Origin of the sequence: Lacunisphaera limnophila (assembly GCF_001746835.1) — a bacterium.
In the GTDB taxonomy this organism is placed as follows: Bacteria; Verrucomicrobiota; Verrucomicrobiia; order Opitutales; family Opitutaceae; genus Lacunisphaera; species Lacunisphaera limnophila.
In genome coordinates this window covers 699,850-723,189 of sequence record NZ_CP016094.1, presented here as the reverse complement: position 1 = coordinate 723,189, position 23,340 = coordinate 699,850, and the positions used below count along the sequence as shown (strand labels likewise).

Here is a 23,340-nt window from a genome sequence, read left to right as displayed (position 1 = left end):
ACCGGCCGGTTCCGTCCGTGCTTCCCGCTCGCCCCGCGCGCCACCGAGGTTAACTGTTGAACCCATGAACGTCCGCCACATCGCGAAACTGGCCGGGGTGTCGCCCTCGGCGGTCTCGCTGGCGTTGCGCGACAGCCCGCGCATCTCGGCCGCGACGAAGGCGCGCGTGCTGGCGCTGGCCCGCGAGCTTCATTACGAACCCGACGCGCGGATCGTCGACCTGATGCGCCACCTGCGGAAGCCGCGGGATGTGCGCCAACTTGCCTGTTTCGGCGTGATTTCGTTCTACGACAGCGCCCGGCCGTGGGAGCAGTCCAAGCATCTGGCCGCCATCCACGACGGCATGCTGCGGCGCGCGCGCGAGCTGGGCTACCGGCTCGAGCCATTCTGGTTGCGGGCGCCGGGCATGACCAACCGGCGCTTCTCCGCCATCTTGGAGACCCGGGGAGTCGACGGGTTACTGTGTTTCGGCAGTCCCGATTTCGACGAGGAGTTTCCCGACGAACTGGGCGGGCAGGCGGTCGTCACCGTCGGCCTGAGCATCCGCACCCCGCTCCACCGGGTGACGAGCCATTTCTACAACGACACCCTGCACGCCCTCAATCGCGTGCACGCCCTGGGCTACCGCCGCCCCGGCCTCGTCTTGGGAATGAACGAGGACACCCGCAGCGCCTATGCGCACTCCGGGGCTTACCTCGCCTGGTGTGAGCACCGGCTGGGGGCCGATGCCGCGCTGCCGATGTTGCGCCTGCGCGAGGTTGAGGAGCCGGCCCTGACGCGCTGGCTGGTCGACCACCGGCCCGACGTCATCGTGTTTGTCCACCTGCCTGATATGATCGCCCGGTTCCGGGCCGTGTTGAAGCGGTTGCAGATCAGCATTCCCAAGAGTCTCGGGGTCGTGGTGCTGAGTCACGAAGTGGAGGGGTCGGGCTTCGCCGGGCTGCAGCAAAACCAGCAGGTGATGGGCTCGTGGGCGGTGGAATTGCTCGCCGCCCGCATCGCCAACCGCGACCTGGGTATTCCGGTCAATCCACGAACGGAAATGGTTGAGAGCAAATGGATTGAGGGAGCCTCGCTTAGGAAGCGTTAGCGCGAATCAACCGTTGACCAAAGGCGGGGTCGCTTGGGGTGGGGGCGCCGGTAGGCTGCCCCGCCTACCCCCATGAAGCTCGGTCTCGGCCTTTACCGCCACATGCTCACGCCGGAGAACTTCGCCTTTGCGAAGCAGGCCGGCGCCACCCACATCATCGCGCATCTCGTGGACTATTTCCGGGGTGGGGCGGGACACTCGGCGACCGACGACCAGCCGCTCGGCACCGACTGGGGCTGGGGCCAAGCGGGCGACCCCGACCAACTCTGGACCCAAGAGGAACTCACGGAGTTGCGCCAGCGCGTCGAGGCCGCCGGGCTCACGCTGGAGGCGATCGAGAATTTCGACCCCGCGCACTGGGGCGACATCCTGCTCGATGGTCCGAAACGCACGCAGCACATCGAGAACGTGAAGACGATCCTGCGCCGGATGGGTCGCGCCGGTATCCCGATCATGGGCTACAATTTTTCCATCGCGGGCGTGGCCGGCCGCACCAAGGGCAACTACGCGCGCGGCGACGCGCCCTCCGTCGGCATGGAAGGTCCGTACGATCTGCCCATGCCCAACGGTCTCGTCTGGAACATGGTCGTCGATCCCACCGCGCCGGGACGCGAGACCGGCACGATTCCGTCCGCGACTCACGCGCAGCTCTGGTCCCGGCTGCAGCGATTTCTCGATGAGGTGTTGCCCGTGGCCGAGGAAGCCGGCGTGCGCCTGGCCCTGCATCCCGACGACCCGCCGCTGCCCTTCATCCGCGGCCAGCCGCGACTCGTCTACCAGCCGTCGCTCTACCAGAAGGTCATCGACCTCAACCCGAGCCCGGCCAACCAGCTTGAGTTTTGCGTCGGCTCGCTCGCCGAGATGACGGAGGGCGACATCTACGACGTGGTCGACCAATACGCCCGGCAAAACCGGCTCGGTTACGTGCACCTGCGCAACGTCCGGGACAAGGTCCCACACTACAAGGAGACCTTCATCGACGACGGCGAGGTCGACGTGCTGCGCGTGCTCGCGATTCTGAAGAAGAACGGATTCGCGGGCGTGATCATTCCCGACCACGCGCCGCAGATGAGCTGCGCCGCCCCCTGGCACGCGGGCATGGCCTACGCCCTGGGTTTCATGAAGGCCGGGATCATGGCGCTGGAGGGGAAGCGGTGAGGTGGGGTTGTGCAGGATTTGTTGTAGGGCGGGGTCGCCGAACCCCGCCTCGTACGCGATATCATGCTCGCACAAAGGCGGGGTTGCTTCGCCATCTCCGCCAAGCCTCCGTCGGCGACCCCGCCCTACAACCGACTCCATGAGCGTCGAGTTGCATTTCAATGGCCTCGTCGCCCCGGCTGCGCCGGGCGAGACGTTGTTCGCCTGCGGCGAGCGCCTCGGCATCCCGGTGCCCACCTCCTGCAAAAAACAGGGCAAGTGCAAGGAGTGCGTCGTCGAGGTGACCGCGGGCATGGACCGCCTCTCGCCGCCCGGCCCGGAGGAGAAGCACCTCAAGGGCAACTTCCGTCTCTCGTGCTGCACCCGGATCGCCGCCGAGGCCGGGACCGTGCGTTGCGCCACCATGCGCCGGGGCACGATGAAGATCGAGAAACACGCCTTCGCCCTGCCCACCGGGCCGCGCACCTGGCAGCTTGATCCCGCCGTCACGCGCGACGGCGAGCGCATCCTGCTCGACGGCGTCGAGATCGACCGGGGCACCGGCCCGCTGCATGGCCTCGCCATCGACCTCGGCACGACGACGATCGTGATCCGGCTGCTGAATCTCGAGACCGGCGAGGTCATCGCCGATTCCTCGTTTGAAAATCCCCAGCGTTTCGGTGGTTCCGACGTGATGGCGCGCATCCAATACGACACGGAGGACCGCACCAAGACGCTGCAGCGCACGCTCACCGGCTACCTCAGCCGGGCCATCACGGAGTTCCCCGTCGATCCGCGCTCGATCTATGAGGTCGTCCTCGCCGGCAACTCGACGATGCGGGACCTTTTTTTCCGGCTCTCCGTTCACTCGATCGGCCAGAGTCCCTACCAGTCGCTGACCGAGCTCGAGATCGCGGCGGGCACCCGCACGACCACCACGCTCACCGACACGGCCCGCCGGCTCGGCCTGCCGATCCACCCGCAGGCCCGCGTGCTGGGTCTGCCGATCATCAGCGGGCACGTCGGCGCCGATGCGGCCGCCTGCATGCTCGCCATCGACCTGGCTCATGAGGAGCGCGTTGTCGCGGTGATGGATATCGGCACCAACACCGAGCTCATCGTCGGCAACCGGCACAAGGTCCTCGCCGCCTCCTGCCCGGCCGGCCCCGCCTTCGAGGGCGGCCAGATCACCTGCGGCATGCCCGGCCTGCCGGGGGCGATCGAGAAGGTGCGACTCCATGACGACGGCCGCGTGGAAACCGGCGTGATCGGCGACGTCCCGGCCGAGGGGCTCTGCGGCTCCGGCCTCGTGGACCTGCTCAGCGAGTTGCGGCGCACCGGCCGCATGAACGAGCTCGGGCGTTTTGAGGAAGCCGGCCAGGATTTTGTGGTCGCGAGCGACGGCGACCGGCCCGTGACCTTCAACGAGAGCGATGTGAACGTGCTCGCCCAGGCCAAAGGCGCGAACGTGGCCGGCCTGCAGATCGCCTTCGCCGAATACGGCATCGATTACCCGCAGCTCGACGTGTTCTACCTCGCCGGCGGTTTCGGCCGGCACCTGAACCTGGAATCGTCAAAGCGCATCGGGCTCATCCCGAATCTGCCCGCGGACAAGATCGTGCAGGTGGGCAACGCGTCCGTCGAGGGAGCCTGCATCGCGCTGCTTTCCCGGGCGAAGCGCGCCGAGCTGGAGGCGCTCGTCTCACGGGTGCAGCACTGCCGCCTCGAGACGCACCCGGGCTTCTTCGATTATTTCGTGGAGGGTTGCCAGTTCGCCCCGGTGGGCGGCACCCCGGTGGCCGAAAGCTGAAGCCATGGAAACCCACGACGCCCAACCCGACTATCAGGTGCAGGATGCCGAATTCCGGCGGCTGCTCGGGTATCCGCCCAGCCACGAACCGGACGGGCGGGTGCGCGACCTCATGGCGGGGGCGCGTGATTGGTATGCGCGGCACGGCCGGCCCTGGACTTATCATCGCCGGGTGGAACTCCAATCCGCCGGCGCTACCCTGCAACTCGACGGGGTGGAATTTCCCTCGGCCCGCCTGCTCGACCATCTCCGGGCGCACGGGGCCGTCGGGGCCGTCCTGGTCGCCGTGAGTGCCGGCGCAGAATGCGAGACGCAGGCGCGGCAGCTCTGGCAGGAGGGCAAGCCCGATGAGTATTTCTTCCTCGAGACCTACGGCTCGGCCGTCGTCGAGGACCTCATCGCCCGCACGAGCGGCCGCCTGTGTGACGCGGCCGGCCACGACGGCTTGATGGCCGTGCCCCATTACAGCCCGGGTTATGCGGGGTGGGACGTGGCTGAGCAGAACCGGCTCTTTGATCTCCTCACCCAAGGCCTCGGGCACCCGCTGCCCGGTCCGCTGCAGGTGCTCTCCAGCGGGATGTTGAATCCGAAAAAATCCATGCTGGCGGTATTCGGGCTCGCCCCGGTGGCCGCAGGGCGGCCGGCCGCACTGGCCACCCCGTGCGAGGGATGTTCGTTCTCCCCGTGTCGTTACCGGCGGGCGCCGTATCGGCAGCACGCAGCTCTGGTCTCCAACCGGACCCTGGGCCAGTCGGAGCCTGGCCGAGCGACTATCCGCTACACGGTCAACGCCCGGGCTCTGCGCAAATGGGCCGCCGAGCGCGTCCACCTCATCCCGCAACCGGACGGCACGCTTGCGGCACGCTTCCGGTTCGACGGCACCACCTGTTCGAATCAACCGCTGGCCTTCGACTACCACCTGCGGCTCAGTGGGGCGGGGGAGCAGCCGGTCATTCTCGAAGCGGCCTGCACCCCGGCCCCGGAGGATGAGGGGCACTCGCTCACTTGTTCCTACCTGGCCGACGGGGCCGACCACCTTCGCGTGATCGCCGCCGAGTGCCCGCTGCAGGGCCAGCCGCTTGAGGCCGTCTTCGGCTGGGCCCGGGAGCCCGCGCCCGCCGGCTGTCACTGCGCCGCGGCGAGCCGCGCGCACAAGTGGGGCCTGGCCCTTGAGGCAATCCATTTTGCGCTGTCCCAGGCACGCGTACCCCAGCCCGTGGCCTAACCCCTTACCCGTCCCGCTCATGATCAAACTCTGCGACCTCGCCCCGACTGCCGCCGCCAAGCTGCCCACCGTCTTCCCGGACAAGTCCGGTGTCGGCGTGCATTACGTCGACGCCTTCATCAAGCCGATGAACGCCGCGCTGCCCGACGGCACCCGCGTCACCTGCAAGCGCCGCGGCCTGAAGGTCACGCTCAAGGTCGGTCTGGCCAAGAAGGGCGACGGCCTGCTGCGCCGGCTGCAGGTGAGCCCGGACCCGGTGGTCATGCTGCAGGCCTGTCTCGCCGAGGCCGCCACGGCCGCCGGGGTGCAACTGCAGGTGACCGACACGGAAATCCTGATTGCGCCGTGAGGGCGCGAGGTAACGCGTGCCAATTTTCAAGTAGCAAGAACCCCAGCCCCAGAACCCAAACTTAAACCCTCAACTTCCCCTTCCTCATGACACCCGCCCAATGGGATATCTTCAAACGCGCCGCGCGCATGGAAAAACTGAACAAGGTGCCGATGGCCATGATCATCGACAGCCCCTGGATCCCCGGTTACGTCGGCGTGAAGCACATGGACTTCTTCCTCGACCCGCAGGTGTGGTTCGAGTCGCACCGGAAGATTCACGCGGAGTTTCCCGACATCATCTTTGTCCCCGGCTACTGGCTTGAGTACGGCATGGCGGCCGAGCCGTCCGTCCTCGGCTCGAAGATCAAGTTCTGGCAGGACAACACGCCGAGCGAGTACCACATGCTCTTCAACATCGAGGACGTGGACAAGCTGCCCGAGTACGAGGTGGAGGCTGACGCCTTCATGGCCATGACGCTCCACCGCCTGCGTATGCAGCGCCAGCAGGTGCTCGACACCGGCGAGATCTTCACGATGGCCACGGCCCGCGGCCCGATGTGCACCGCCGGCTTCGCCCGCAACACCAGCGACTTCATGATCGACCTGGTCGAGAAGCCCGAGTGGGCCCACAAGCTCCTCGACCTCTGCACGCGCCTGATCATCGACTGGCTCAAGGCGCAGGTGAAAGTCATGGGCCCGACGGTCGAGGGCATCTTTCTGCTCGATGACATCGTCGGCTTCGTGAACGAGGACCACTACCAGGAGTTCTGCCACCCCTACCTGAAGCGCATCTGCGACGCGTTCCCGAAGGATTGGGTGAAGCTGTACCATAACGACGCCTCGATCGAGGCCTGCCTCGAGCACCTGCCTGATTGCGGATTCAACATGCTCAACTGGGGCAAGCAGACCGACATCGCCGACGTGAAGGCGCGGGTCGGTGACCGGATCTGTCTCATGGGCAACGTCAATCCCCTCGAGGTCGGCGTCCGCGGCACCCCTGCGGAGGTCCGCGCCGCGACGCTTGACGTGCTCGAGAAGGGCGCCAACAACGGCAAGGGCCTTGTGCTCTCTGTCGGCGGTGGCACCAGTCCCGGCATGCCCCGCGAGAACATCGTGGCGATGAAGGCCGCGCTCGACGAATTCAACAAGGCCCACTTCGGCAGCGCCTGAACCTATGTACCCCGTGGGCGGTCTGCTTGCAGACGCCACCCTCCCTGCGCGAGCAAGCTCGCCGCCCACCACCTAACCCTCTCCGAACCCCATTTCCCCCATGCCAGACTACGCCTTGATGAACCAGTGCATCTACGAGGGCAAAGCCAAGGAGGTCGAGCAGCTGACCCAGGCCGCCCTCGCCGAGGGCCGCACCGCGCAGGAGATCCTGTCGGACGGCCTCATCGCCGGGATGAGCGTCGTCGGCGAGGATTTCAAACACAACATCCTCTACGTCCCCGAGGTCCTCATCGCCGCCCGCGCGATGAAGGCCGGCATGGGCGTGCTCAAGCCGCTGCTCAGTGCCAAGGGCGCGGTCGACAGTTCCGTCGGCCGCCTGCTCATGGGCACCGTGCGCGGCGACCTGCATGACATCGGCAAGAACCTGGTGTGCATGATGGCCGAGGGCGCCGGCTTCGAGGTGAAGGACATCGGCGTGGACCAGAGCGTGGAGAAATTCAAGGCCGCCGCGGACGAGTTCAAACCCGACATCATCGGGATGAGCGCGCTGCTCACGACCACGATGACCTACATGAAGACCGTCGTCGACGGCTTCGACCAGCCGGGCTATGACCACATCAAGATGGCGATCGGCGGCGCGCCGATCAGCCAGATGTTCGCCGACGAGATCGGCGCCGACGGCTACGGATCCGACGCTTCGAACGCCGTGGACCTGTTCCTCTATTTGGTGGGCAAGGGGGCCGCCCCGGTGCCCGCCGGGCGTGCCGGGGTGAAGGCCGTGGCCGTGGCCGCCGAGCGCCCGCCCGGCAACCTCGTGCATTACCAGATCCTCTATTGGCGCGATCTGCCGTCCGCCGTGAAGGTGTGGGACGACTTCGGCGAGGTGAAGCAGGACCTGCCCGTCAAGTTCGCCGAGCGCATCGACCGCGAGGCGCAGAAGCTGGGGTTGACCTCCGGCGACGCCTACACCGCCGAGCTCAAGTGGGGCGAGGAGCAGACCCGCCCCGGCAGCCCGGATGAAGTGGCCCGGGCCCTCGCGCTCGAACTCGACCGCCCGAACTGAGCCTGCCCTGCCTGTCACGCACCTCACCACGCGCCCAACCCCGAAGGCCTTACCCCATGAACCAACCCCCGCTCCTTGAAGCCCTCACCACCCGCCGCCTCGTGTGCGACGGGGCCATGGGCACGCAACTCATGCTCGCCGGCCTCGAATCGGGCGCCTGCGGCGAGGCCTGGAACCTCACGCATCCCGATCGCGTGCTCGCCATCCAGCGTCGTTATGCCGATGCCGGGGCCGATTGCATCATCACGAACACCTTCGGCGGCAGCCGGATCATGCTGCGCCGTCATGGCCACGAGGCCGAGCTGGCGGCGCTCAACGCCGCGGCCGTGCGGATCACGCGCGAGGCCTTCGGCGGCCGCCCGGGTTATGTCCTGGGCGACATCGGTCCGCTCGGCGCGTTGCTCGAGCCCTACGGCGAGTTGTCCGAGGCCGAGGCCCGCGCCGCGCTGGAAGAGCAGGCGGTCGCGCTCGTGCAGGCCGGGGCGGATGCGCTCATCATCGAGACCCAGACCGGGCTCGAGGAACTGGGCCTGGCCATCGATGCCGCCCGGGCGGCGAAGGCCCCCTGCATCATCGCCTCGCTGGCCTACGACCTGTCCCTGGACGGCACCTTCTACAAGACGATGATGGGCATCTCCCCGGAGCAGGCCGCCGAGTTCGTGGCGGAGCGCGGCGCGCACATCGTGGCGCTCAACTGCGGGACCGGCATGGACATGAAGGGTGCCGCGATGGTCGGCCGCCTTTACCGGGAGGCCTGCGGCCTGCCCGTCATGGTGCAGCCCAACGCCGGCTTGCCCGTGCTCGAGAACCTCAAGGCCGTCTACAAGCAACTCCCGGCCGACATGGCCAAGGACGTCCCCGAAGTGCTCGACATCGGTGTCGGCATCATCGGCTCCTGCTGCGGCAGCACGCCGGACCATACGCGGGCAATCCGGCAGGTTGTGGACGGTTTCAATCGGTCGCATTGACCAAACCTGTTTTAACCACGGATTACGCGGATGTACCCGGAGATTAGATTCGATTCCAGGCAGCCTGAGCGGAGCGAAGGGTCCAGTGTCGCGCCCGCGGGCGCGCATGCGGCGGGATCCTTCACGGTGTTCAGGATGACGGACAGGGCGGCCTTGGTTTCCCCTCTGTCCCCATCCGTGGTGAAAGCCTGATTTTATGCCTCCATCCAAATCCCTGAATTTTCCCGAAGCATTCTCGCTGGCCGGCGAGCACGTCCTCATCACCGGGGGTGGCACCGGCATTGGTCTCGCCGTGGCGCAGGCCATGCATGCGGCCGGGGCGCGCGTCGTCCTCGTCGGCCGCCGCGAGGCGGAGCTCGCCGCCGCCGTGCAGGGGCTGGGGGAGCGGGCGTCGTATGCGGTCCACGACATCACCAAATACGACCAGGCCCCGGCCTTGATCGCGCGGATCACGCAGGAGCACGGTCCCATCACCTGCTTGGTCAACAACGCGGGCAAGCACCTCAAGAAGCCGGCCGTCGACACCACCCCGGAGGAACTGCAGGAGGTTATGAGCACGCATATTTTCGGGGCCCACGCCCTCTCCCGGGCGGTGCTCCCGGGCATGATCGAGCGCAAGCAGGGCAACATTATCTTCATGGCCTCAATGGCCTCGTTGTTTGGCATCCCGCTCGTGGTGGCCTACGCCGCGGCCAAGTCGGCGATGATGGGCATGATCCGCACCATGGCCACGGAGCTCTCCCCGCATGGGGTGCGTGTGAACGCCATCGCCCCGGGCTGGATCGATACCGCGATGTCGCGCAAGGCCTTCGAGGGCGACCCGGGCCGCAAGACCAAGATCGTGAGCCGCACGCCCATGGCCCGGCTGGGTGAACCGTCCGATGTGGGCTGGGCCGCGGTCTACATCGCATCCCCGGCCGCCAAGTTCATCACCGGCACGATCATGCCTGTCGACGGCGGCGTCAGCATGGGATTCTGACCTGTAATCTGTCGGCGGGGGTGGAAGGAAAAAACCGTGCCATAACGTTGGCAAACGGTCCGCGGGTGGTATTTAGTCCTGGTTCCCGGTGCTTTTACCCCAACCCCCCCGACATGAAATTACCCCGTCTCACCGGCCTGCTGGCCGGCTTGCTCGTCCTTGGTCTCAATCTGTCCGCCGGCTCGCCGGTCGGTCAATTTGCGGAATCCGCTGACGTCGGCGCGCCCGCCATCGCCGGTGCCACCACCTACGACCCCTCGATCCAGCACTACCGCATGAGCGCCGCCGGTATCAATATGTGGGGCACGACTGACCAGCACCAGTTCGCCTGGAACAAGCTGAAGGGTGACTTCATCGTCCGCGCCCGCCTCGAGTGGGTCGGGCAGGGCGTGGACCCGCACCGCAAGGCCGGCTGGATCGCGCGGAAGAGCCTCGACGCCGACTCGGCCTACGTAGACGCCTGCGTCCACGGCGGTGACGGCCTCACCTCGCTGCAATACCGCCGCACCGCCGGTGCCATCACCGAGCAGGTCGTGCTGCCGCTCACCGGCGGCGATGTCGTCCAGCTCGAGCGCCGCGGCGACACCTGGATCTTTTCCTCGGCCCGCTATGGCGAGCCGTTCGTGTCGCAGACCCTCACGGGCCTTGACCTCGGCGAGGAGGCTTTGGTCGGCCTGTTCCTTTGCTCACACGACGCAAAGGTGAAGGAGGAGATCATCTTCAAGGATGTGCGCATCATCCAGCCGCCAAAGGCCGGCTACCAGCCCTACCGCGACTACATCGGCGCCCATCTCGAGATCCTCAACGTCCACACCGGCAAGCTCGAGGTCGTGCACAGCTCGCCCGTGCAATTCGAGGCGCCTAATTGGAAGCCCGACGGCCGGACCCTCATCGTCAACGTCAGCGGCCCCGGAGCCGACAAGGGCCAGCTCCAGACCTTCGATCTGGTCACGAAGCAGATCGGCCCGCTCGACACCGGCACCATCGGCCGCAACAACAACGACCATGTGCTGACCTTCGACGGCAAGATGCTCGGCGTGAGCATCCACACGCCGGCCGATGGCGGTCGCTCGGTCATCTACAAGCTGCCGGCCACTGGCGGCGCGCCGGTGCGGGTCACGCCCAAGTCCCCGTCCTATTTCCACGGCTGGTCTCCCGACGCCAAGTGGCTGGTCTACACCGGCGGCCGCAAGGAGACGCCGGACGCGACCAGCGACAAGTACGACATCTACAAGATTCCCGCCGAGGGCGGTGAGGAGATCCGGCTCACGAACTCGACCGGCCTGAGCGACGGCCCGGAGTTTACGCCAGACGGCCGGTGGATCTATTTCAATTCCACCCGCACCGGCCTGATGCAGCTCTGGCGCATGCGGCCCGATGGTTCCGGCCAGGAGCAGGTGACGAACGACGAGTTCAACAACTGGTTCCCGCACATCTCGCCCGACGGCAAGTGGATTGCCTTCATTTCCTATGGCCAGGATGTGGCGCCGGCGGATCACCCCTACTACAAGCACTGTTACCTGCGCCTCATGCCCATCGAGGGCGGCAAGCCGCGCGTCATCGCCTACGTCTTCGGTGGCCAGGGCACGATCAACGTGCCTTCCTGGTCCCCCGACAGCACGCGCGTGGCCTTCGTGAGCAACACGGACAATATCAAGTGAACTGTCCGCAGGGGCGGACGTGGAAGATACTAAGATCGGGGTGATGCTAATCTCCACTTCCCCCTTTTAGGGTCGGCGCGAGCACCGACCCTACAAAATACGTTTACCCCATGAAAACCTCCCCCGTCTCCCGCCGTCAGTTTGTCCGCACCGCCGCCGGGGCCGCCGCCCTGTTCACGGCTCCGCTGATCGTGCCGTCCCGGCTGTTCGGGGCGGCCGCGCCGAGCAACCGGATCCGCGTGGGCCAGATCGGGTGCGGGCGCATCGCCCTCGGGCATGACCTGCCCGGAGTGCTCAAGTCGGGCCTGGCCGACGTCGTGGCGGTCTGCGACCTCGACACCAAACGCCTCGCGCACGGTCAGGCGTGGGTGCAGCGGTTTTATCAGGGCGGCACCCGGATGGCGCCGGAGGTCGCGGCGTATGCCGATTACCAGGAACTGCTCGCCCGGAAGGATATCGACGCCGTGGTCCTCAGCCTGCCCGACCACCAGCACGCCGAGGTGGCGCTCCGGGCCGTCCGAGCGGGCAAGGATATCTACCTGCAGAAACCGTTCACCATGACCTACGCCGAGAGTGTGGTGTTGCGGGATGCCGTGGCCCGGAGCGGCTGCATCATGCAGATCGGCAGTCAGCAGCGGTCGTGGGGACCGCACCAGCAGTTCCGGCGGGCTTGTGAATTCGTGCGCAGCGGGCGGGTCGGCCGCATCACGGCGGTCGAAATCGGCCTGCCCATCGACCCGACCCGACGCGACGACCCGCCCCAGCCGGTGCCGGAACACCTCAACTACGACCGCTGGCTCGGGCCGACGCCCGAGGTTTATTACACCGAGCAACGCGTACATTCCCAACGACTCAACGCCGAGGGCGCCCTCGACATCGGATCGCGCCCGGGTTGGCTGCGCCACGAGGCGTATTGCCTCGGCATGATCACGGGGTGGGGTTCGCACCACTTCGACGTGGCCCACTGGGGCCTGGATCAGGAATACGGTGGGCCGCTCCAACTCGAGGGCACGGGTGAGTTTCCGACGAATGCGATCTGGAATGTACACGGCAAATACAACGTCCAGCTGACATACCCCGGCGGCGTGCGGATGCGCGTGTCCGACGAGTTGCAGAACGGTATCAAATTCATCGGTGACGAGGGCTGGATCTTCGTGGCCCGCGACGAGGGGGCGACGGCCAGCGACCCGAAGAGCAACACCCCGGGAAAGCTGCACTGGCTCGCCGCCAGCGACCCGAAGCTGCTGGATCCCGAGGGAGTGACGGTGAAGTTCCCCGAGAGCCTGTCGCACCACAAGAACTGGCTGGAGTGCGTCCAGTCGCGCGCCAAGCCGCTGTCGCCCGCCGCCATGGCGCACCACAGCAACACGGCGTGCATCCTCAGCTGGATCGCGATGAAGACGGCCCGCCCGCTGACGTGGGATGCCGGGGCCGGCCGTTTCGTGAACGACGCTGCCGCGGATGCCCTGCTCACGCGGCCCGAGCGGGCGGGTTATGGGGCGCTGCGCCTGGCGGCCAAGGCGTGAGGTTCGGGCCCGGCGTAAGAGAGGATTGAGTGTAGGGCGGGATCTCCGAATCCCGCCTTGAGATTCGATGTAGGGTCGGCGCTTGCGCCGACCTCAGCCGCGAGCTCGCCGCAAGCGGCGACCCTACACAAGCAGGCGGGGTTCGGCGACCCCGCCCTACAGGCTGAACTTACTGCTTCGGAAACCCCGGGTCGGCCTTCACCTCGAGCATCTGCTTCGTGTGGCGCTCGGTGTGGGCGGAGATGAAGAGGAGCCACTGGTAGGGGTCGAGTTTCTTGCCGAGGGGGCTGTCCATGGCGTGGCCCCGGAGGTCCGGCACGTCCGCCATCAGGGCGAGGGTCTTGGTGCGGCTTTCGCCGAAGTGCTTGAGGGCCTCCGCGGACGAACCGTAGCGGTTGGAGGGAATCAGCGGCTCCGGGGCCGAGCGTTTCTGGCTGCGGTCGGGGATCGCGGTGAGGATCAGGGCGTCGATGGCTTTCACGTCCTCACCGTCGCTCCGGGGCGGGGCCTTCAGCGCCTGTTCCGTGACCATACCCAGGAGCATGTCCTCGGCGGAAGCGATGTGTTCCAGCACCTGGGCCACCGACCACTTGTCGGGGGCGGCTTTGAAAGTCAGCTGGGCCTCGGACAGGCCCGCAGCGGCGGCGTAGACGCCGGCGCGGGTTTTCTCGAGGTAGGCGAGGCCGGCGGCGCGATCGTCGGCGGAAAGATCCTGGGCGCGCAGGCCGGTCAGGACGGTGAGGGACAGAAGCAGGGTGAGGAGCGTGGTTCTCATGTATGAATGGGGTTGCGGTGGTCAAATTAACCGATGCGACTATCCCAACAAGAGTGAATCGGCGGTTCCTCCGCCGGGGCACGGTCACCTTATCCCTCCTCATGAAACGATTCCTGATCATCACGGGCTGCCTGCTCGCGTCGGCGCTGGTCCAAGCTGGCGAAACTTCGGGACGCTGGGTGGCGACCTGGGCCACCAGCCAGCAGCTCACGGAGCCGCACAACCTGCCGCCGGCACCGGGCTTTGCCGAGGCCACGGTGCGCCAGAAACTGCGGGTGTCCATCGGCGGGGAGCAGTTCCGCGTGCGCTTCTCCAATGAATTTGGCAATGGGCCGGTCACGTTCGAGTCCGTCCACGTGGCGCTGGCCGACGGCTTCGCAGACGCCAAGATTCAGGCGGGGACGAGCCGGGCGCTGACGTTTCGCGGGGCGACGGCCGTGACGCTGCCGCCCGGGGCCAATGTGATTTCCGATCCGGTGGACGCGCCGCTCGCGCCAATGGCGGATCTGGCGATCACGTTGGTGACGAAGGGCGCGCCCAGCGATGTCACGGGACATCCCGGTTCGCGCACGACCTCGTATTTCGCTTATGGCCAGGTGGCGCCCGGGGCGGAGGACCTGTCCGACGCCGTGCGGACGGACCACTGGTATTTCGTTGCCAGTATCGACGTGTTGACGTCCCAGCCGGCTGCGGCGGTGGCGATCCTGGGGGATTCTATCACCGACGGCCGTGGCTCGACGACGAATGGCAACGACCGCTGGCCCGACATCCTTTCGCAGCGCCTGCGGGCGAATCCGGCCACGGCGCAGGTCGCGGTGCTCAACCACGGGGTGGGTGGCGGCCGGGTGTTGCGGGACGGCCTGGGGGTGAGTGCGCTGCGCCGCTTTGACCGCGACGTCCTCGCCCAACCCGGGGTGAAGTGGCTGGTCATCCTTGAGGGAGTGAACGATCTCGGCACGGCGGCACCGGAAAATGCCGCGCAGACCGCGCAGGACTTGATTGCCGCCTACGACCAGATGATCACCCGGGCGCATGACCATGGCCTCAAGGTCTATGGGGCCACGATCATGCCGTTGGGCGGATTCACGATGTATGATGTCCCGGAGCGCGAGGCGGCGCGGCAGACCGTGAACGCGTGGATCCGCACCGGTGGACGCTTTGATGCCGTGATCGACTTTGATGCCGTGGCGCGCGATCCGGCGAATCCGGCGAGGTTATCCGCCGCGACGGACGGCGGGGATCACCTGCATTTGTCGGCGGAGGGATACAAGATTATCGCCGGATCGATTGACCTGGGGTTGTTCGAGGCGGGCGGGTGCGAGTGCGACAAGAAAGGCAGGTGAAGCGAGTGGGGCACCGCCACTCCAGGAGTGTAGGGGCGTGGCTTGACCACGCCCTGCATTGCAAAGCGGCCGATCGGGCGTGCACAAGGCACGCCCCTACACAGAACCGTAAATGGCTTCTAATGCCCCAAGCTTCCGGACTGTAGGGCGGGGTCTCCGAACCCCGCCTTCGTTCGATCACATTGCCGCGTCCGAGGCGGGGTTCGGAGACCCCGCCCTACAACAAGGCCTCGCCAGCCGAGGCTGGTATTACTCCGCGCGGGCGAAGGGGCCGATGAGGGCGCCGGTGAAGTGGCCGCCGCCGCCGGCGGCTTGGACGCTGATGGGGTAGGAGTCGGCCTTCGGGAGGAATTCCTTCCACACGCCGTTGAGGGCGTAGGAGAAGGTGAGGGTCTTTTCCTCGCCGGTGATGCGGAGCTCGATTTCCTTCGCGTCGGCGGGGAGCAGGCCGGTGATGAGGGTCTGGGGCTTGGGTCCGTTCTGGACCTCGACGAAGACACTCAGGCCGCCTTGGCCGCGTTGGACGGCGAAGGTGTAGGTGTTTTGTTCGCGCTGGCTGATGGCGAGACCGGCGGAGGTGCCGGCGGTGGCGGGAATGGCCAGCTTCGTGGTGGCGTCGAATTTTGAGTGCTGCAGGCGGCGGCCATAGAAGGACGGGTTGCCCTTGCCGGATAGGCGGTCGGCGCGCGGGATAAGGTTCAGTTTGCCGTCGGCGAGTTTCCACCAGGTTTCCTTCGGCGTGCGGATCATGATCCAGAACGGGGAGAGGGCGGCTTGGTCGAACTCGTCGGTCCAGGTGAAATTGCCGCTGAGCGGAGCCTGGGCGATCGGGGCAGTGGGGACGGGGGCCTTCACGATATACGGCACGCGTTCGCCCGGGGGCAGGATCAGGGGCCAGCCGTCCTCGGTCCAGGTGACCGGGAGCAGGAACGTTTCGCGGCCGGTGGCCCAGCGATCCGGCGCGTAGGGGCGGCAGGCGAGGAAGATCGACCACCAGTTTCCGTCGGGCCCGATCTCGAGGTCGGCGTGACCGGTGCAGGTGACGGCATGCGGCGCGTTGTTGTCGAGGTTGCGCTGGGTGAGGATGGGATTCTTGTCCCACGGGACAAAGGGACCAGTGGGGGCCTGGCTGCGCAGGATGACCTGAGAGTGGTGGTTGGATGTGCCGCCCTCGGCGCAGCAGAGGTAGTACCAGCCGTTGCGCTTGTAGATATGCGGACCCTCGATCCAGACCGGCTTGGTGGAAAGATCCACGCCGCCGTTCACGATGATGCTGCGGGGTCCGATCATCTTCTTGTTCTTGAAGTCGAATTCCTGGACCCAGATGGCGCGGTGGCCGGAGTAGAGCGGCTTGTTCTCGGGCGGGTTGCCGTTGTTCACGATCCAGGCGCGGCCGTCGTCGTCGAAGAAGATGGACGGGTCGATGCCGTCGAATTCCAGCCAGATCGGATCGGACCAGGGGCCGGCGGGGTCCGACGCGGTCATGATGAAGTTGCCGCCGGAATCCACCATCGTGCAGATCACGTAGAACGTGCCGTCGTGGTGGCTGATGGCCGGGGCGAAGATGCCGCGGGTGATGCCGAGGTTGTCGTAGTTGAGCTGGGTCGGGCGGTCGATGACGTGGCCGAGCTGTTTCCAATTCACCATATCCTTGCTGTGGAAAACCGGGATGCCGGGAAAGTGGGCGAACGAGGAGTTGATGAGGTAGTAATCCTCGCCGACGCGGCAGATGCTCGGGTCGGGGTAGTAGCCGGCGAGGATGGGATTGCGGTAGTGGCCCGCGGGCAGCGGAGTCTCGAAGATCGTGTCGCGGCCGGTGTAGGTGAACGACTCGAAGGCGACGGGCTCGGCGGCGAAGGCGGCCGCGGCGAGCATGAGGGTGGGGAGGAGCAGGAGTTTCATGGGAAGGGTGGGGGTTTATTATAGGCCTTATGGGCCCTATCGGGCGTATAGGGCCTAGCTAAAAACTACCGGTGGCCCGGCATGTTGCGGAGGATCTGCTGGTAGTGTTCGAGGGGGTGCGCCGCGGGCTCGACCCCGGCGGGGAACGGGCGCTTCGAGAACTGCTGGAAGTAGAGCAGGCAGGCGTCGCGCCAGTTGACGGCTTCCTTTTTCTGGCGGGCGAGGCGCTGTTGGACGTGGGTGAAGCGTTCGGCATCGATCTTGCCCTGGAGGGAGGCCCAGTCGCGCTGGAGGGTGCGCACCTCGTCCACGCCCTGTTGGTAGCGAAGGCAGAGTTCGTCCCAGAGCGGGCGGCCGGACTTCATCGGGTGATCCCATGACACGTGATGGAACCAAAGGAGGAGGTTCTCGGGACAGGTCGCCGGGTCGCCCCAGAGTTTCTGCCACTCGGGGGCGTATTGCGCGAGAGCGTTGGAGCCGGTGGCGGTGCGGTCGAAGCCGAGGCCTTTTTCGTCAGCGCGGTGGTAATAGACCGAGGTCCAGTCGGCGCGGCCGAGTTTGTCCACCCAGGGGCCGGGGCCGTAGTGGTGGCCCTCGGCCATGATGTGGGTGAGGCCGAGCGGCATCGAGTAATTCACCACGGTCTCGCGCGAACCGAGAAGCATTTTATTGATGGTGGCGACGACGGTGGCGTCGTGGCCGAAGGTCTGGCGCGTCCACTCGTCGGCAATCTGTTCGGACGAGAGTTGATGATCCCAGGCGAGGCGGCCGAAGGCGTACCAGTTGGACTGGGCGAGGAGGTGGCCGGTCCAGTTGCGGTCGGTGCCGGTGTTGGCGACGCCGGCGATGACGGACGGGTGCTGGAGCTTGGCGCTGCCGTCCACGATGGAGGCGATCGTGGTGCCTTTGCCATTCGCCGATTCGACAGGCTCACGGCGGGCGTAGGTGTCGGTGTCGAGGACCTCCTTCCACAGCGGCGCGAGGTAGGCGAGGTCGATGGACTGGCCGAGGTATTCCTGGGTGATCTGGAGCTCGGCGGCGAGGCGGGTGTTCGGCATGGCGCCGAACAGCGGGGAGAAGGGCTCGCGCGGCATGAAATCGAGCGGGCCGTTCTTGATCTGGACGATGACGTTCTGGCGGAATTTCCCGTCGAGCGGGCCGAACTCGCTGACGGCCTGCTTCACGCGGTCGTCGTTGTTGTCCGGCGAGTAGACGAAGGCGCGCCACATCACGATGCCGTTGAAGGGCTGGACGGCGTCGGCGAGCATATTGGCGCCGTCGGCGTGGGTGCGGCCGTAGTCCTGCGGGCCGGGCTGGCCCTCGGAGTTGGCCTTCACGAGGAAGCCGCCGAAGTCGGGGATGGCGCGGTAGATCTCGGCGACCTTGGCCTGCCACCAGGCGGCGACGGCGGGGTCGAGCGGGTCGGCGGTCGGGAGGCCGCCGATCTCGATCGGGGCGCTGAAGCGGGCGGTGAGGTAGATCCGCACGCCCCAGGGACGGAATTCCTGGGCGAGGGCCGCGACCTTGGCGAGGTAGGGGGCGGTGAGGATCTGGGCGTTGGCGTTGACGTTGGTGAGGACGGTGCCGTTGAGGCCGAGGGAGGCGAGGGCGCGGGCGTAGTCGCGGTAGCGCGGGTCGCGGATCTCGGGGAGGTAGAACCATTCCCAGAGGGAGAAGCCGGCGTAGCCGCGCTCGACGTGGCGGTTGAGGTCGTCCCAGTGGTTCAGCAGGCGGCGCTGGATCTTGGGCGCGCTAATCAAGTTCAGTCCGTCGAGGGGTTCGTGGGTCTGGAGGTGGCGCAGCAGGGCGAAGGCACCGTAAAGGAGTCCGGCTTCGCGGTTGGCGACGATGAGCGTGCGGTGGCCGCCTTCATGGGCGACGCGGCGGACGATGTAGCCCTCGACGCTGGCGGTGCGGAGGTCTGCCTCGCTGATGACGGAGGCGATCCACGGGTCGCGCGGCGTGCCGAGGATCAGGGCGTGGTCGCGCGTGGCTTTCGTCACGACCGGTAGGTCGACGCCGAGCAGGCCGCGGAGGCCGGTGACGAGTTCGTCGCGGGCGGAGGTGACGGGGGGGCGGGCGTTTTCCGGGATGACGATCTCGGAGAAGGCCCCGGCGTAGGCGGTGCGCAGGGAGGCGTCGGCGATCGGATCGTAGCGCAGCCAGAGGCGGTAGCCGTCGTCCGCGCGGAGGGCGGAGGAAAGTAAGAAGGAAGAAGTAAGAAGGAAGAAAAGGCCGAGGGATTTCATGGGGCGTATAGGGCCTATGGTTTTAGGGATTCACCGGGCCGTAGATGCGGTAGTTGCCGCTGACTTGGAGGAGGGCGAGCATCGTGAGGAGGCCGTCGTAGTAGCGCTGGCGGCCCTTGGGCATGGGCATGTCCCAGAGATACTGGACCCATGGCTGGCCGATGGGGCGGTCGGCGGCGAGGGCGGCGACCGCGGCCTGGGCCATCAGGCCCTCGGTGTTGTAGTCGGTGGAGACGGGCGTGCCGTCGATCTTGAAACGATCCGGGAGCTGGGCGCCGTGGGAGGCGAGGAAGGTGAGGACGCGGTTGGACTGCTCCACCTGCCAGGGGTCGGCCTGCCACCAGGACCAGTCGAGGGCGGGGTTGCCGAGGGTGCGCCAGGCGTCGTAGCGGAATTCATCGTGGTTACCCCACGGCATGGTGCGGGGTGAGCCGTCGAAGGCGGAGTAATCGGGCATCAGGCCGGTTCGCGGGTGGGCCGCTTTCTTGAAGAGTCCGCGGCTGACCTGCGTGACCTCGGCAAGGAAGGCGCGGTCGGCGGGATCGGCGGCCCAGCGCGCCCAGAGCGCGGTGAAAGCGGGCAGGTGGTAGGATGGATCGGTGAAGGTGCTGCCGGGGGGGTGGGGGGTGAACACGATCTGTTTCTCGACCCGGTCGAACATCGGCGTGATGGCGCCGCGGCCGGGTTCCTGGTCCTTGTGGAGCATCGTGCGGAGGAGGGCCTGGGCCTCGGTGGAGTAGGCGAAGATGCCCTCGCCGTCGCCCCAGCGGTGCGAGGCGAAGAAGAGGGCCATGACGAACCAGGCCTCGCCATCGGGGGCGGGGCCGGCGCTGAGGCGGCGACCGTCGTAGGCGGTGTGCCAGGCGAAGTAGCCGCGCAGCGGGCCGGCATCGTAATACATGTAGTGGCGGGCGAATTTCCAGAGGGCGTTGAAATGCTCCCGTTGGTCCATCTGCACGGCGATCATCATGCCGTAGGAAAGACCCTCGGAGCGGACGTCGTGGTTGTTGATGTCGGGCACGTAGGCCATGCCGCCGGGGACGGGGTAATACAGCGCCTCCGCGTTGGGGTCGCCGGCAAAGAGCTGTTGCCAGGCGCCCTGAACGCGGGCGGCGATCTCGGCATCAGACTTGCCGAGGTATTCCTTGAAGAGGTTGCGGTACTGGCCGGTGGCGGCGGCGCCGGCGGGCTCCGGCGTGGCAGCCACGCCGGAAAGGAAGAAGGAGGAATTAAGAATTAAGAAAAAGAGGAGGCGTTTCATGGGCTGGGGCGTTGCTGGATACTAAATCGTTCTCTTTATCGTAATCCTTCTCGTTCTCGCGGTGTCTCGGAAGGGATTGAGAGAAAGATTAAGAGAACGAGAAAGATTACGGCGACACCGGCGCGTGGACGTGGAAACGTCCGCCGGTCTGGAGAAGGCCGAGGAAATATAACAAGCCGTCGTAATAACGCCAACGGCCGGCGGGGGGCGGGAGGTCCCAGAGCTGGCGGACGAAGGTCCGGGCGAGGGCGGGGTCGGCGGCGTGGCCGGCGACGGCGGCCATGGCGATGAGGCCGGGGGAGGTGTCGGTGGACAGGGGCCGGCCATCGAGGGTGAATTGGTTGGGCACGGCGGGCAGGTGGTCGCCGAGGAAGCGGAGCACGCGGTTGGACTGTTCCACCTGCCAGGGGTCGGCGCGCCACCAGGCGTGGTCGACGGCGACGTTGGCGAGGGTGCGCCAGGCGTCGAAACGGAAGTCGTTTTTGCCGGGGCCGAATTCCAGGCCGGTGTAGGGGGTGCCGTCGAACTGCGAGTATTCGGGCATGAGCCCAGTCTGCGGGTGGGCGGCGCGCGGGAAAAAGGCGCGGCTCACGGTCGCGGCCTCGGCCCAGAACACGCGGTCGGCGGGGGCGGTGTCCCAACGGGCCAGAGTTCGTAGAAGGCGGGCAGGTGATAGGAAGGATCGGTGAACCGGTAGGCAAAATCGGTCGGGGCGAAGACGATCTGTTTTTCGGTGGCGTGGAAGATCGGGGTGATTCCGCCGGCGGCGGGTTTGTGCCGCATGTCACGGAGCAGGCGGCGGGCCTCGGCGCCGTAGTTGAGCAGGCCCTCGCCGTCGCCCCAGCGGTGGGAGGCGAAAAAGAGGGCGGTCGCAAACCAGGCCTCGCCGTCGCTGGCCGAGCCGGGATCGATGACGGTGCCGTCGAAGCGGCATTGCCAGGCGAAGTAGCCCGTGCGGGGGCCGTCGGCGTGGCGCATGAATTTGTTCGCCCAGCGCCAGAGCCGGTCGAACTCCGCCTTTTTGTCGAGCTGCACGGCGATCATCATGCCGTAGGACATGCCCTCGGAGCGGACGTCTTGGTTGCCAGTGTCGGCGATATAGGCGAGGTCGTCGCCGACGGGATAATAGAGCCTCTGGCTGCCTTCATCCCCGGCGAAGAAGTGCCGCCAGGCGGCGTCCAGCTTCGCGTCGAGCGCCGCCTCGTCCTGGCCGAGGAGGTCGGCGAAGAGGTTGCGGGCGGAGGCGGGTTGGGTCGTGGCGCAACCCACCACCGCCAGACCGAGGAGGACGGGCAGCAGGCGGAGGATAGTCATGGGAAGCGGGGTGAGCCCGCGGCCGGGTCAGGTGGCCTGGCCGGCCTTGCGGCGGCGTTCGGCCAGTTCGGCGGACATCTGCAGGGTGGTGCTCTTGTTCAGGCCGCAGAACGCGACGGAGACCACGCAGCCCACGAACAGGAGGCCGACGACGATGCTGGAGCAGGCGCGGAAGCCGGCGATGGCGTTGGGTGCGGTGGGGTTGCTGGTTTCATAACCCCAGAAGCCGGCGAGGATCCAGAGCAAGCAGGCGGAGCCGAGGGCGAGGCCGGACTTCAGGGAGAAGCCGATGGTCGCAAATACCATGCCGGTGAAACGGCGGCCGGTCTGCCACTCGGAGAAGTCGGCGGCGTCGGCGTACATCGCCCACATGATGGCGCAGGTCGGGGCGTAGACCACGGAGCCGGTCATGGCGAGGATGACCATGCCCCAGGTGCCGTCGGGGGGCAGCAGGTACATCGCGAAAGCGTTCAGGGCGGCGAGCGAGAAGCAGACGAGGGCGACGTTCTTGCGGCCGAATTTCCCGGACAGGCCCGCGGATAGCATGATGAAGACGATGGTGGTGCCGGTACCGAGCATGTTGACGATGCTGTTGAAGACGTCGGCGGAATTGGTGGCGGTCTCGCGGGTGCCGTGGACCACATAACCCAGCCAGTCGGCGAGGCTGCCGGTGGAGCCCATTTCCGGCGTCGTGAGGCCGAGCATGGCGACCCAGTCGAACATCGCGCCCTTGTCGGCGTAGTGATGGTAATAATTGTAGTGGGCGCCGCCGCGGAACGTGAGCATCGCGAAGTGGAAGCCCGTGTAGATGAACAGGGCGATCCAGGGCTTGTTTTTCAGCAGGTCGAGGAAGTCCTGCTTGGGGGAGGACTGGGTCGCGACGACGGGCTGGATGCGTTCCTTGGTGGTGAAGAAGGTGACAAGGAAGAGGATGAAGCAGAGGACGGCCCAGATCGTCATGGTCATCTGCCAGCCGTACTGCTTGTCGTGGCCGGCGGCGAATTTGGCGACCAGCGGGAGCGTGAGGCCGCCGACGATGAACTGCGCAATGTTGGCGGAGACGAAGCGGTACGAGTTGAGTTTGGTGCGCTCGTTGAGATCGGCCGTCATGACGCCGCCGAGGGCGGAGTACGGCATGTTGTTCATCGAGTAGAGCGTCATCAGGATGGTGTTCGTGATGCCGGCGTAGGCGATCATGGCGCCCATGCTCCAGCCATCCGGGGTGGAATAGGCCAGGATCATGACCACGGCCCAGGGCAGGGAGGTCCAGAGCACCCAGGGGCGGAACTTGCCCCAGCGGGTGTTGGTGCGGTCGGCGATGATGCCCATGATGGGATCAAAGGCGGCGTCCCAGAGGCGGGGCCACAGCAGGATGGCGGCGGCGGCGCTGGCGGAGAGGCCGAAGACGTCGGTGTAGAAGCTCGTTTGAAAGAGCACCATCGACATGAACACGAAGTTCGCGGCGGCATCACCGGCGCTGAAGCCGGCCTTCTCGATGAAGGAGAGTTTGTGGTTGGGTTGGGCGGGGACGCTCATG

General features: G+C 66.6%; 19 protein-coding genes. 12 read left to right on the top strand and 7 right to left on the bottom strand.

The genetic code is table 11. The features are described from left to right. Nucleotides 1-64 precede the first annotated feature (64 nt). The 11 genes from Verru16B_RS03145 (at nt 65) to Verru16B_RS03095 (ending at nt 12,959) form a co-directional block, all read left to right on the top strand. Complete coding sequence (locus tag Verru16B_RS03145) at nt 65-1,090, top strand: LacI family DNA-binding transcriptional regulator (RefSeq protein ID WP_069960921.1); 1,026 nt, start codon at nt 65-67, stop codon at nt 1,088-1,090. Between the two features lie 72 nt (nt 1,091-1,162). Then, on the top strand, nt 1,163-2,248 hold the full coding sequence (locus Verru16B_RS03140) for a mannonate dehydratase (protein WP_069960920.1): 1,086 nt from the start codon (nt 1,163-1,165) through the stop codon (nt 2,246-2,248). A 139-nt stretch (nt 2,249-2,387) separates the two neighbouring features. Next, complete coding sequence (locus Verru16B_RS03135; protein ID WP_069960919.1) at nt 2,388-4,037, top strand: ASKHA domain-containing protein; 1,650 nt, start codon at nt 2,388-2,390, stop codon at nt 4,035-4,037. Nucleotides 4,038-4,041: 4 nt separating this feature from the next. Next, the gene (locus Verru16B_RS03130; RefSeq protein WP_069960918.1) at nt 4,042-5,262 is read left to right on the top strand and encodes a hypothetical protein; all 1,221 of its coding nucleotides are present in this window, start codon (nt 4,042-4,044) and stop codon (nt 5,260-5,262) included. A 19-nt stretch (nt 5,263-5,281) separates the two neighbouring features. Then, nucleotides 5,282-5,611, top strand: a complete 330-nt coding sequence (locus Verru16B_RS03125) for a hypothetical protein (protein ID WP_069960917.1) — start codon at nt 5,282-5,284, stop codon at nt 5,609-5,611. Between the two features lie 86 nt (nt 5,612-5,697). Beyond that, nucleotides 5,698-6,762: a uroporphyrinogen decarboxylase family protein gene (locus Verru16B_RS03120; RefSeq protein WP_069960916.1), complete on the top strand. Its 1,065-nt coding sequence runs from the start codon at nt 5,698-5,700 to the stop codon at nt 6,760-6,762. A 100-nt stretch (nt 6,763-6,862) separates the two neighbouring features. After that, nucleotides 6,863-7,825, top strand: a complete 963-nt coding sequence (locus tag Verru16B_RS03115) for a virulence factor (protein WP_083270057.1) — start codon at nt 6,863-6,865, stop codon at nt 7,823-7,825. Nucleotides 7,826-7,881: 56 nt separating this feature from the next. Beyond that, a complete protein-coding gene (locus tag Verru16B_RS03110) occupies nt 7,882-8,793 on the top strand; it encodes a homocysteine S-methyltransferase family protein (RefSeq protein WP_069960915.1) in 912 nt (303 codons plus the stop codon). A gap of 196 nt (nt 8,794-8,989) precedes the next feature. Then, nucleotides 8,990-9,772 (top strand): SDR family NAD(P)-dependent oxidoreductase, encoded by a 783-nt coding sequence (locus Verru16B_RS03105; RefSeq protein ID WP_069960914.1) that lies wholly within the window; start codon nt 8,990-8,992, stop codon nt 9,770-9,772. A gap of 113 nt (nt 9,773-9,885) precedes the next feature. Beyond that, complete coding sequence (locus Verru16B_RS03100) at nt 9,886-11,433, top strand: TolB family protein (protein WP_069960913.1); 1,548 nt, start codon at nt 9,886-9,888, stop codon at nt 11,431-11,433. 110 nt (nt 11,434-11,543) lie between these two features. Further along, on the top strand, nt 11,544-12,959 hold the full coding sequence (locus tag Verru16B_RS03095) for a Gfo/Idh/MocA family protein (protein WP_069960912.1): 1,416 nt from the start codon (nt 11,544-11,546) through the stop codon (nt 12,957-12,959). A 169-nt stretch (nt 12,960-13,128) separates the two neighbouring features. Here the strand turns inward: Verru16B_RS03095 and Verru16B_RS03090 are convergent, their stop codons facing one another. Beyond that, nucleotides 13,129-13,734 carry a DinB family protein gene (locus Verru16B_RS03090; RefSeq protein WP_069960911.1) on the bottom strand — a complete coding sequence of 202 codons (606 nt, stop codon included), beginning with the start codon at nt 13,732-13,734 and terminating at the stop codon, nt 13,129-13,131. 101 nt (nt 13,735-13,835) lie between these two features. Here Verru16B_RS03090 and Verru16B_RS03085 point away from each other — a divergent pair, with 101 nt between their 5' ends. Next, the gene (locus Verru16B_RS03085) at nt 13,836-15,077 is read left to right on the top strand and encodes an SGNH/GDSL hydrolase family protein (RefSeq protein WP_069963577.1); all 1,242 of its coding nucleotides are present in this window, start codon (nt 13,836-13,838) and stop codon (nt 15,075-15,077) included. 249 nt (nt 15,078-15,326) lie between these two features. Here the strand turns inward: Verru16B_RS03085 and Verru16B_RS03080 are convergent, their stop codons facing one another. The 6 genes from Verru16B_RS03080 to Verru16B_RS03060 all read right to left on the bottom strand — a co-directional run bounded on the left by Verru16B_RS03080 (nt 15,327) and on the right by Verru16B_RS03060 (nt 23,339). After that, nucleotides 15,327-16,979: a glycoside hydrolase family 43 protein gene (locus Verru16B_RS03080; RefSeq protein ID WP_069960910.1), complete on the bottom strand. Its 1,653-nt coding sequence runs from the start codon at nt 16,977-16,979 to the stop codon at nt 15,327-15,329. 65 nt (nt 16,980-17,044) lie between these two features. After that, nucleotides 17,045-19,228 carry an alpha-glucuronidase family glycosyl hydrolase gene (locus tag Verru16B_RS03075; protein ID WP_069960909.1) on the bottom strand — a complete coding sequence of 728 codons (2,184 nt, stop codon included), beginning with the start codon at nt 19,226-19,228 and terminating at the stop codon, nt 17,045-17,047. A 22-nt stretch (nt 19,229-19,250) separates the two neighbouring features. Then, on the bottom strand, nt 19,251-20,489 hold the full coding sequence (locus tag Verru16B_RS03070; protein ID WP_069960908.1) for a family 8 glycosyl hydrolase: 1,239 nt from the start codon (nt 20,487-20,489) through the stop codon (nt 19,251-19,253). Between the two features lie 106 nt (nt 20,490-20,595). Then, complete coding sequence (locus Verru16B_RS18640; RefSeq protein WP_218918809.1) at nt 20,596-21,033, bottom strand: hypothetical protein; 438 nt, start codon at nt 21,031-21,033, stop codon at nt 20,596-20,598. Between the two features lie 44 nt (nt 21,034-21,077). Next, nucleotides 21,078-21,803, bottom strand: coding sequence for a glycosyl hydrolase family 8 (locus Verru16B_RS18635; protein ID WP_218918808.1), 726 nt, complete (start codon nt 21,801-21,803; stop codon nt 21,078-21,080). A gap of 27 nt (nt 21,804-21,830) precedes the next feature. Beyond that, a complete protein-coding gene (locus Verru16B_RS03060; RefSeq protein WP_069960907.1) occupies nt 21,831-23,339 on the bottom strand; it encodes an MFS transporter in 1,509 nt (502 codons plus the stop codon). Nucleotide 23,340 lies beyond the last annotated feature (1 nt).